General features: G+C 59.1%; 7 protein-coding genes. 1 reads left to right on the forward strand and 6 read right to left on the reverse strand.

The genetic code is table 11. The features are described from left to right. Positions 1-103 precede the first annotated feature (103 nt). Positions 104-907 carry a 2,5-didehydrogluconate reductase DkgB gene (gene dkgB, locus ACM1ZW_RS30815; protein WP_416739954.1) on the forward strand — a complete coding sequence of 268 codons (804 nt, stop codon included), beginning with the start codon at positions 104-106 and terminating at the stop codon, positions 905-907. A 3-nt stretch (positions 908-910) separates the two neighbouring features. Here the strand turns inward: dkgB and ACM1ZW_RS30820 are convergent, their stop codons facing one another. The 6 genes from ACM1ZW_RS30820 to ACM1ZW_RS30845 all read right to left on the reverse strand — a co-directional run bounded on the left by ACM1ZW_RS30820 (position 911) and on the right by ACM1ZW_RS30845 (position 10,839). Further along, positions 911-4,147, reverse strand: coding sequence for a transporter substrate-binding domain-containing protein (locus tag ACM1ZW_RS30820; protein ID WP_416739955.1), 3,237 nt, complete (start codon positions 4,145-4,147; stop codon positions 911-913). Continuing rightward, positions 4,148-4,783 (reverse strand): response regulator transcription factor, encoded by a 636-nt coding sequence (locus ACM1ZW_RS30825; RefSeq protein WP_017337614.1) that lies wholly within the window; start codon positions 4,781-4,783, stop codon positions 4,148-4,150. A 108-nt stretch (positions 4,784-4,891) separates the two neighbouring features. Continuing rightward, a complete protein-coding gene (locus tag ACM1ZW_RS30830; protein WP_017337613.1) occupies positions 4,892-5,305 on the reverse strand; it encodes a chemotaxis protein CheY in 414 nt (137 codons plus the stop codon). Positions 5,306-5,667: 362 nt separating this feature from the next. Further along, a complete protein-coding gene (mgtA, locus tag ACM1ZW_RS30835) occupies positions 5,668-8,370 on the reverse strand; it encodes a magnesium-translocating P-type ATPase (protein ID WP_416739956.1) in 2,703 nt (900 codons plus the stop codon). A gap of 521 nt (positions 8,371-8,891) precedes the next feature. After that, entirely contained in the window at positions 8,892-10,229 is a 1,338-nt protein-coding gene (locus ACM1ZW_RS30840; RefSeq protein ID WP_017337610.1) for a lysine N(6)-hydroxylase/L-ornithine N(5)-oxygenase family protein, read from the reverse strand. A 130-nt stretch (positions 10,230-10,359) separates the two neighbouring features. Further along, positions 10,360-10,839: a sigma-70 family RNA polymerase sigma factor gene (locus tag ACM1ZW_RS30845; RefSeq protein ID WP_017337609.1), complete on the reverse strand. Its 480-nt coding sequence runs from the start codon at positions 10,837-10,839 to the stop codon at positions 10,360-10,362. Between the last annotated feature and the right edge of the window lie 196 nt (positions 10,840-11,035).

Consider the following 11,035-nt stretch of genomic DNA (forward strand, 5'->3'; position numbering starts at 1 on the left):
TCATGACTTGCGGTAAACATTGCTTTGCCTCACCAGCGGTTTTTCTCAAGGATACGCACGCGGATACTCGTGCCCATTCCCACTGCAAACCCTGGAGTCATTGATGTCTATTCCCGCATTCGGTCTTGGTACGTTTCGCTTGCAAGGCCAGGTGGTCATTGATTCGGTGAGCACTGGCCTGGAACTGGGCTACCGCGCCATCGATACCGCGCAGATCTACGAGAACGAAGCCGGAGTCGGCGAGGCCATCGCGGCCAGCGGCGTCGCCCGTGAGGCGTTGTTCATCACCAGCAAGATCTGGGTGGCCAACTTCGCCAAGGAGCGCTTGATCGACAGCCTCAAGGAAAGCCTGCAAAAACTGCAAACCGACTACCTGGACCTGACCCTGATTCACTGGCCATCGCCGGAAGACCAGGTGCCGGTCGAAGAATTCATGAGTGCCCTGCTCGAAGCCAAAAAACTCGGCCTGACCCGGCAGATTGGCGTCTCCAACTTCACCGTCGACCTGATGAAACAGGCGATTGCCGCCATCGGTGCCGAGCACATCGCCACCAACCAGATTGAGCTGCACCCGTACCTGCAAAACCGCAAGGTCGTCGAGTTCGCGCAGAGCCAGGGCATCCAGATCACTTCCTACATGACCCTGGCGTACGGCGAAGTGCTGAAAGATCCGGTCATCCGGCAGATTGCCGATAGCTTGCAAGCAACGCCTGCGCAAGTGACGCTGGCCTGGGCGATGCAATCGGGTTACGCGGTAATTCCTTCGTCGACTAAACGCGCCAACCTGCAAAGCAATCTGAAAGCCTGCGACCTGACCCTGAGTGACGCCGACATGGCGCTGATCGCCGGTCTTGAGCGCGGCCACCGCCTGACCAGCCCCAAAGGCATCGCGCCGAACTGGGATTAACCCTCAACCCTGCGCCAGGCGTTGGTCCAGCCGTGTCATGGCCTGCTGCAGCAGATCAACCGCGAGGTCGATCTGCGCAGCATGGCCCTCCCTGCAGGCATGCTCCAGCGTCTCGCAACACTCGATCAGACCGACCGCCCGAATCATCAACGCCCCACCCTTGATACGGTGCGCAAGCGTGCGAAGCACTTGCTGCTGGCCGCTCGCATGCGCCTCGAGCAGTTCATCCCGATCAGTGCGATTGGTCATGACCACGTCGTGCAGCAGTTGCGTGATCAACTCCTGGTCGCCACCGACGTATTGCAGCAAGCCGCTCAGATCGATCTCGGCGTTTGCAGATGCTTCGGTGGTCGACTCCTGCCCGTCGATAAATTTCGAGGCCAGCCAGGCACTCAGTTCCGGCAGGCCGATCGGTTTGAACAGGCAATCGTCCATGCCCGCCTCCAGGCAACGAGCCTTCTCATCAGGCTGAGCATTGGCGGTCAACCCCAGGATCAGCGTTGGCGGCAATCCCTGTGCACGCTCTTCATCGCGTATCGCCCCCGTCAATTCATAACCGTTGCACACCGGCATGTTGCAATCGGTCACGACCACATCAAACTGAAATTCGCGCCACATCTCGAATCCTTTCCGCCCCTCCTCGGCGACCATCACGCTGTGCCCCAGATAGCCCAACTGCCGGGACATCAACAGACGGTTGGCCGGGTAATCATCAACCACCAGAATCGTCAGTGGACGCGTCTGCTCCAACCCTTCGTCTTCGGGCACAGCGCAGGAGGGCAGCGCAAGCAACGCGGGCAGTTCAAGGCAGACTTCGATCCGCGTACCCCGTCCAAGCGTGCTCTCGAGGAGCAATCGGCCGCCCATCATTTCGCACAACGTCCGGCTGATTACCAACCCCAGCCCGGAACCTTGCCGGCCTGAATGCGGATTGTTGCCGGCCTGCACGAACGAACTGAACAGTCGCTGCTGATCGAGTGCGCTGATGCCGATGCCGGTGTCTGCAATACGCAGGCTCACCGCTCGACGCCCCGCTACGCCAGGTTCGACCTGCAATGTCAGGCTCACTTCGCCTTCGCGGGTAAACTTGATCGCATTGCTCAGCAGATTGGACAGCACCTGCTTGAAACGCGTGGGATCGATCAACACATCGCAATCGCTTTGATCGCCCAGTTCGACGCGCCAATCCAGATTCTTCTGCCGTGCCAGCCCCTCGAAGACCCGGCACACCGACTCGACCAGCGAGCGCAAATTGGCCCGTTCCGGTGTCAGGGACAAATGCCCGGACTCGATACGCGCGATGTCCAGAATGTCGCCAATCAACGCCAGCAATTGTTGGCCGGCACTGGATGCCACTTCGATGGCCGGACGGTCGATAACGCCTTTATCCGCCTGCTTCAGAGCCAGTTCGAGCATGCCAAGCAACGCATTCATCGGCGTGCGGATTTCATGGCTCATGGTGGCCAGAAACGTGGTTTTCGCACGGTTGGCATCGTCCGCGGCGTCCTTGGCGTCCTGCAACTGACTGAGCAATTGCTGACGCAGTCGAATCTGCCGACGCTGCCAGGCGATCCAGACCAGCGCCAGCAACAACAAGGCGCCGGCGGCGGCAAAGGCCTGGAGAATGTCCTGACGGTGACCCAGCCAGAAACTTGGCTCGACCATCAGGTCATTTCTCCAGTTGCTCGTCATTGCATCGATTTCTTCGAGTGGAATGCTGAGCAGCGCCTTGTCCAGAATCGAATGCAGCACCACCGCCTCGCGACCGGTTGCCAGGGTGCTGCGAGCCGGGTCGGTGCCGACGGTGCTGGTCACTTGCAGCCGGTCCCGATACTGCCGTGAAATCATGACCCTGGCACCGATCAGCGAGTTGATGCCGCCATCCGCGCTGCCTTGGGCAACCATTTCCATCGCTTGCGCCGTTAATGGCGCATTGACCAGTTTGATCTGCGGAAAGTGCTGACGAATGAACTCACCGGTGCTGTTGCCCTGGGTCAGGGCCAATGTTTTACCGGCCATTTCATCCAGTGTCCGGGGACTGCCCGGCGCGATGCGCGTCACCAGCACATTGGGACTGGTCAAAAACGGTCGGGTGAAACGCAATTCGGTTTCACGTTCGACGCTGGGGCTGATCCCGGCGACCAGATCGACCTTTCCGGTCCTGATCCACTCCAGCATTTGCGCCACTGACCGGGTCGGTTGAATGTCGAACTTCAAACCTGTGCGCAGGCTGATTTTCGCCAGTACATCAATGCTGATGCCCCGATACTTGCCCTCAGGGTCGATGAAGGAAATCGGCATGAGGTTTTCGTTGATCGCTACTCGGACGCGCGGGTGATCATCGAGCCAGCGTTGTTCGATCACGCTGAAGAGCGGGGCCTGAGTGCCTGCGATGGAGGTCCCGCTGCCGCCCCATCGGCGCAGGATGTTCATCCGTTCATTGGTCGGGATAGCAGCCAGCGCCCGGTTGACGATGCGTTGCAGCTGATGATTGTCGTTGCTCATCGCGAAGGCGAAACGACCGGACTCCAGAAGCGCAAAATCGGCCAGTTGAACATTGTTGAGGTAGTTTTTGCTGATCAGGTAGTTGGCGCTGATGGCATCGCTGAGGACAGCATCCGCCTGACGGAACGCTACGGCCCCCACCGCCTCAAGCGTCGAGGGATACAGTTCGACATTCGCCTTGGGATAAAACGCCCGCACTTGCTGCTCGGGCAAATAGTGGTAGAGCATCGCCAGCCGTTTATTGGCGAGATCGGGGTCAAGCGGCGCCGTCGAATCCGTACGGGTCAGCACGACGGGTTGATCGTCCGCATAGGCAGCGGACATCCGCAACTGTGGGTCCTCGACCTCGTAACGATTGGCTGTTCCCAGCAAATCAGCCTTGCCTTCCTTGATCGCCCGCACCGCCTCGTCTCGCGATGCATAGCGACGAACATCGATTTCCACCTGCAATAACTGCTTGAGCAACCCGGCATAGTCAGCCGTCAATCCTTCGTAATCGGTGCCGGTGGTGGTGATGTCGAAGGGTGGATAATCCGGCGCCGAGATGGCCAGCACCAACCGGCCCTTTTGCCGCAGCAACCGCGAATCGGCATCCGCCAGTTTGACGTCGTAGCCGTCGACAGTGGAGCGTCCCAGCAATTTCAGGGTTTGCGGTTGTGCGTCGACGCGGGATATCCATAGACAGCCCAGCAGCGCGAGGAATAGCAGGCAACGCAAACGCCGGAAGGTCTTCATTCAGATCAATTCATGGCGTCTGGCGAAATGACTCAGGTGTACATTGGATTCAACGTTGAGTTTTTCTTTCAATCGGGTCTTGTAGGTGCTGGTGGTCTTGGGACTCAGGTTCATGAGTTCAGCGATTTCCTTGTTGCCCAATCCCTTGGCCAGGTACACCAGGATTGTCAGTTCGCGGTCGGAAAGCCTGTGGATCATCTCCTTCTCGTTGCATTGCAGCGTGCTCAGCGCCACCGAACTCGACGGCAGCTTGGCGAAATAGGTGTAACCGGCCATCACTGCATGCACTGCCTCGTGCAGATGCTGCAGATCGTTGGACTTGGAAACGTACGCCACGGCACCGGCACGCATGCAACGGTCTTGATAAAACCGAGGGTCCTGGCCGGTGAAAACCAGTACTCGGCATCGCTCATCACTGGCCTGGATGCGGGCCAGTACTTCCAGCCCGCCGAGACGGGGCATCATCAGATCCAGCACCACCAGATCAGGTTGATGCTCACGAATCGCCGAAAAGACCTCGTTGCCGCTGGATACCTCGTGAATCGGATGAAACCCTTCCTGTTTAAGCAGTATTTTGACGGCTGCGCGAACCACCGGATGGTCGTCCGCAACCACCGCTGATCTCGCTGGCTTCATGGCAACTCCTGTGCAAAGGCACGACAATTGAGCAATCAATACCCATGGGCCAGGCCCGGGCAGTACGTAGGGCTGCGCGAAGACTCTTGCATGGAAATCCGCGCCAGACTACCTGACAGAAATGACAGTGCCGACGAACGGTAATCGTGGATCAACTGTTGCCATCAACCGCTGAATGCATGCCAGATCAGGCAGCGCGGCGAGGCTCACCTGTACCTTCTGCTGCACGCACGCAGGGATCGACGGCAACTTCACCTGCTCGCCGTCATAGATCAATGCGTGGCGAACCTGTGGGTTATCGAGGACAAAACCAGGCAGGTCGAACGCTTCACCCGCCAGCGAGGCATTGATGACCACCAGATCAAAAGGCTCGCTCCCGTATTCGACCAGCGTCAGCAATTCCGCCAGGTCTCGCACCGGCGCCACGCGGTAGTAATCGAGCCGGTTGAACAGGCGCTCGATTCTCATCCGCTGGAAATGCTGCTCGTCGGCAATCAGGATACGTAACGCTTTGTTAGGCAACCGGGGCCCCCAGGAGGGTTTCAGATTCGTGAGGCCGCAAGGCTACGGAAGAGCCAAGGAGTTTTCTGTAGGACTATTCCTAAATAACGGGCGCCACATCCGGTAGTGGGAAATAAAGTCGGGCTTCAGAACGCCTATTGACGATCGGCGGCAGTAAAATGTTGGCCAGGTTGATGTTGTTGAGTGCTTGGATCAGAAAATCCTTGAGTCACATGGCCCCCCTGTGGCGAGGGAGCTTGCTCCCGCTCGACTGCACAGCAGTCGTAAAACCGGTTGCTGCGATCTTTCAGCGCTGCCGGTTTTTTGGGGCCGCTTCGCAGCCCAGCGGGAGCAAGCTCCCTCGCCACAGGGTTTTGTCGTGTTTACTGCCAGCCAAACCGGCGGATATAGAACCCCTTCACCGTCTGGGTCAGCGCCATGTACGCCAGCAGGATCACCGGCAGGAACACGAAGTACAGCGACGGCAGCGCCTGCAATTTGAAGTAGTGCGCCAAAGGCCCCATCGGCAGGAAAATCCCCACGGCCATGATGATCCCGGTCATCACCATCAGCGGCATGGCCGCGCGGCTTTGCAGGAACGGGATCTTCGGCGTGCGGATCATGTGCACGATCAGCGTCTGCGTCAGCAACCCGACCACGAACCAGCCGGACTGGAACAGGGTTTGATGGTCCGGGGTATTGGCGTCGAACACGTACCACATCAAGGCAAACGTGGTGATGTCGAAGATCGAACTGATCGGCCCGAAGAACAACATGAAACGCCCGACATCCGCCGGTTGCCAGCGCTGGGGTTGCTTGAGCATTTCTTCATCGACGTTATCGAACGGGATGGCGATCTGCGAAATGTCGTAGAGCAGATTTTGCACCAGCAGGTGCATCGGCAGCATCGGCAGGAACGGGATGAACGCGCTGGCCACCAACACCGAGAATACGTTGCCGAAATTCGAGCTCGCGGTCATTTTGATGTACTTGAGCATGTTGGCGAAGGTGCGGCGTCCTTCCAGCACGCCCTCCTCCAGCACCATCAGGCTTTTCTCCAGCAGGATGATGTCGGCCGCTTCCTTGGCGATGTCCACGGCGCTGTCCACCGAGATACCGATGTCGGCGGTGCGCAAGGCCGGCGCGTCATTGATGCCGTCGCCCATGAACCCGACCACATGGCCGTTGCCTTTGAGCAGACGGACGATGCGTTCCTTGTGCGTTGGCGTCAGTTTGGCGAAGACGTTGGTGGTCTCCACCGCCACGGCCAGTTCGGCGTCCGTCATGCGCTCGATGTCGTTGCCCATCAGCAGGCCTTGCTGTTCCAGGCCGACTTCGCGGCAGATCTTCGCGGTGACCAGTTCGTTGTCGCCAGTCAGCACTTTCACCGCCACGCCATGCGCCGCCAAGGCGTTCAGGGCCGGCGCGGTGCTTTCCTTCGGTGGGTCGAGAAACGCCACGTAGCCGATCAGCGTCAGGGCCTGCTCATCCGCCAGGCTGTAGGTGTCGCGCCCCTCGATCATTGGCCGCGCGGCGACCGCCACCACCCGCAGTCCTTCGGCGTTGAATGCAGCGGTGACCTGACGAATCCGCGCCAACAGGTCATCGGTCAGCGCTTCATCGACCTCGCCGTGCCGCACTCGGGTGCACACCGCCAGCACCTCTTCCACCGCCCCTTTGCAGATCAGCAGGTGCGATTGATCGCGCTCGGCGACCACCACCGACATGCGCCGGCGGGTGAAGTCGAACGGGATCTCGTCGACCTTGCGAAACGCCGTCCCGACTTTCAGTTCACGGTGGACCTCGACGTGTTCGAGCACCGCCACGTCCAGCAGGTTTTTCAGGCCGGTCTGGTAGTAGCTGTTGAGGTAGGCCATTTCCAGCACGTCATCGGAATCGTTACCCCAGACATCGACGTTGCGCGCCAGAAAAATTTTGTCCTGGGTCAGGGTGCCGGTTTTGTCAGTGCACAACACATCCATGGCGCCGAAGTTCTGGATCGCGTCGAGGCGCTTGACGATGACCTTTTTGCGCGACAGGAATACCGCGCCTTTGGCCAGGGTCGAGGTGACAATCATCGGCAGCATTTCCGGGGTCAGGCCCACGGCAATCGACAGCGCGAACAGCAGTGCTTCGGTCCAGTCGCCCTTGGTGAAACCGTTGATGAACAACACCAGCGGCGCCATGACGAACATGAAGCGGATCAGCAGCCAGCTGACTTTGTTGACCCCGGTCTGGAACGAGGTCGGCACGCGGTCGGTGGCACCGACCCGCTGGGCCAGTGCACCGAAATAGGTGCTGTTGCCGGTGGTCAGAATCACCGCCATCGCGGTGCCGGACACCACGTTAGTGCCCATGAACAGGATGTTGTCGAGGTCCAGCGGATTGCTCGTGTCGCTGTCCTGCTGGCGTGGGAATTTTTCCACCGGCATCGATTCGCCGGTCATGGCCGCCTGGCTGACGAACAGGTCCTTGGCGTTGAGCACGCGGCAATCGGCGGGAATCATGTCGCCGGCCGAGAGTACAACCAGATCCCCCGGCACCAGCAGTTTGATCGGCACTTCGGTGCGCAATGCATCCCGACGCATCACCGTGGCCGTGTTGCTGACCATCGCCTTGAGTGCGTCGGCCGCCTGGTTGGATTTGGTTTCCTGCCAGAAGCGCAGCAAGGTCGAGAGCACCACCATCGAGAAAATCACGACGGCGGCTTTCATGTCCTCGGTCAGCCAGGAGATGACCGCGAGCAATGTCAGCAGCAGGTTGAACGGGTTTTTGTAGCAGTGCCACAGGTGAACCCACCACGGCAGCGGTTGTTCGTGCTCGACTTCGTTGAGGCCGAATTGCACGCGCAGTGCATCGGCCTCGGCTTCGCTCAGGCCGTCAGTGTGGCTGTTGAGGTTGTCCAGCAGTTGCCCGGTGTCGCTGTTGGCGGCGCTCACCAGGGTTTGCGCCAGGGTCGGCGGCATCTCGCGGCTGACCGTGGTGTCGGTGAAGTTTTCCAGCAGCGCCAGGCGACGGAAGTGTCGGGCGATGTGGCGGGTGCGCAGGAATCCGGCGAAGAATTCCTTGAGCAGGGTCAGGTTCATGGCAGTTCCCCCAGGGTCAGCCGGGAAACCTTCCAGCAGGCGTGTCGGTGCGCCGCGATGACGACAACAAGTCGAACATCACGCACGGTTCAGCGTCGATGAGAGGACGTCGGGACACGGACCAGGACTGGCCGCGATCGGGATGCCGCTGCTCGCTTTGTCGGCGAGACAACGGCACAAAAAGTGGCGCGTTATCTTGCCGAGGATCTGCCGGTTATTGGAACCGGCCGACTACTGTCACTCGAACAAGTACCCACTGTGGGTCTCCGTTATTGATGAAAACGCGCGAAGCTTACGCCCCGTTTTTTGGAGAGTAAACGAAGGATTGGCCAGTCGTGGGGGAATTGCGGGGTTCTTCAGGGAGGGTTCAGGATTCAAGATATGTGATGCCTTTGAGGACGCCATCGCGAGCAGGCTCGCTCCCACAGTGGATCTTCAGTGAACACAAAATTGGTGTAAGACAGAGATCAAATGTGGGAGCGAGCCTGCTCGCGATGGCGTCCTCAAAAGCGCCGAAAATCTTAGCTGGCAGTCGCCAATAACAAATCCATCACCGACCGACCCTGCCCACGGCTCTTGCCATGTTCATACAACGACCCGGCAATCTCATCCGCCCGGATCGGCAGGATCGACAGCAAGGTGTCGCTCAACCCGTGGCTCGCCTGGCAGAAGCCCTGCATGTAGATACCGGCCTTGCAGCGCTCGTCGGTGATCAGTTTGTAGTTGCGATCCACTTCGAAATCACCCAGGTATTCTTCCAGCGGCGCCAGCAGTTTGCGGTGCATCTGACGCTCATACCCGGTGGCCAGAACCACAGCGTCGTAATGACGGACCGTGACTTCGCCGGTCGCGTTGTTACGCACGGCCAGTTCAATGCCGCGCTCGGTGGCGGTGGCTTTTTCGATAGTGGTCAGGGTGCGGAAGGCATGACGGGCAATGCCCGAGACTTTCTGGCGATAGAAGATGCCGTAGATGCGTTCGATCAGGTCGATGTCCACCACCGAATAGTTGGTGTTGTGGTACTCGTTGACCAGCCGCTCACGCTCGCTGCTCGCCTGCTGGAACACCAGGTCGGTGAACTCCGGCGAGAACACTTCGTTGACGAACGGGCTGTCGTCCGCCGGCTTCAGCGCCGAGCCGCGCAGGATCATGTCCACCTGCACCGACGGGAAGCTGTCGTTCAGATCGATGAAGGCTTCCGCCGCGCTCTGCCCGCCGCCGATGATCGCGATGCTCATCGGCTGATTGTTCACGCACGGTTGCCTGGCCATCTGCGCCAGGTACTGCGAGTGATGGAACACCCGACCGTCATCCTTCAACGCCTTGAACGCTTCGGGAATACGCGGTGTGCCACCGGCGCTCACCACCACCGAACGGGTGGTGCGCACGTGTTGCTGACCCTGGGTATCGCGGGAGATCACCCGCAACGCTTCGACCTGCTGGTTGTGCAACACCGGCTCGATGGTCAGCACTTCTTCGCCGTAGCGGCTCTGTTCGGCAAATTGCCCGGCGACCCAGCACAGGTAGTCGTTGTACTCCATGCGGCACGGATAGAAGGTGCCTAGGTTGATGAAGTCCACCAGACGACCGTGGTGCTTGAGGTAGTTGACGAATGAATAGGGGCTGGTCGGGTTGCGCAGGGTCACCAGGTCCTTGAGGAAGGAAATCTGCAACTCGCTCTGGGTTACCAGGGTATTGCCGTGCCAGCGATAGTCCGCCTGCTTGTCGAGAAACAGAACATCCAGCTCGCCCTGACTCGGCCCGCGCTCTTGCAGAGCGATGGCCAGCGCCAGGTTCGAAGGGCCGAAACCGACGCCGATCAGGTCGTGAACGATGGGCGATGCAATTGCCTGTGTCATTTCCAGTGTCCTCTGGATGAACCCCTCAACACGGGGAGGAAGCCTAAATGACCTGGCTATCCTTGGGAGCACAGCAGGTCGTCTGTTGAGTAGGAACGAGGACAATGAAATAAAATTTAACAACAAACGCTCAGTGGGCGTCCCATTGCCGCATCCGCACCCGGCAATGCTTCATTGCATTGACGATGTGCTTTTCCACCAACGCGCGGGAAATGCCGAGGTGTTCGGCAATTTCCGGGTGCGACAAGCCATCGATCTTGCGCAGCAGGAAACTCTCGCGGCACAGCCGTGGCAATTCAGCCAACGCACGCTGGAGCATCTCCAGGCGCTGGCCATGATCAAGGCAGTTGTGAGGGGACGGAGTGAAGTAGCGCTCTTCATTGTCGAGCACCTCCAGCGACTCGACCTGACGCAAGGCATTGCGCCGATGGTCGTCGATCACCAGATTGAGCGCGGTGCGATACAGGAATGCCCGGGGCTGCTCGATCGGCGTGTCGCTGGAACGTTCCAGAACCCGCACATAAGCGTCATGCACCACATCTTCGGCCACCTGACGGTTGCCCAGCTTGGCGTTCAGGAAGCACACCAGCTCGCGATAGTAGTTTTCCAACCATGACTCCCGGCCGCATGGGTGCGGTTTCTATCCTTGAGCCACCGCATCGACCGCCGAAAATGGGCAGTGGCACGATAGTGGCAATTCGAGTGTGTAATTTATAGTAATTCTCATATAGATTTAAAGTATTGCTTCAGCTTGCCCGACAAATAGTCTTGGTCTTGTGGGAGAGAGCCTGTGTGGCGAGGGGATT

This window comes from Pseudomonas sp. NFX71 (genome assembly GCF_048079215.1).
Taxonomy (GTDB): domain Bacteria; phylum Pseudomonadota; class Gammaproteobacteria; order Pseudomonadales; family Pseudomonadaceae; genus Aquipseudomonas; species Aquipseudomonas fluorescens_B.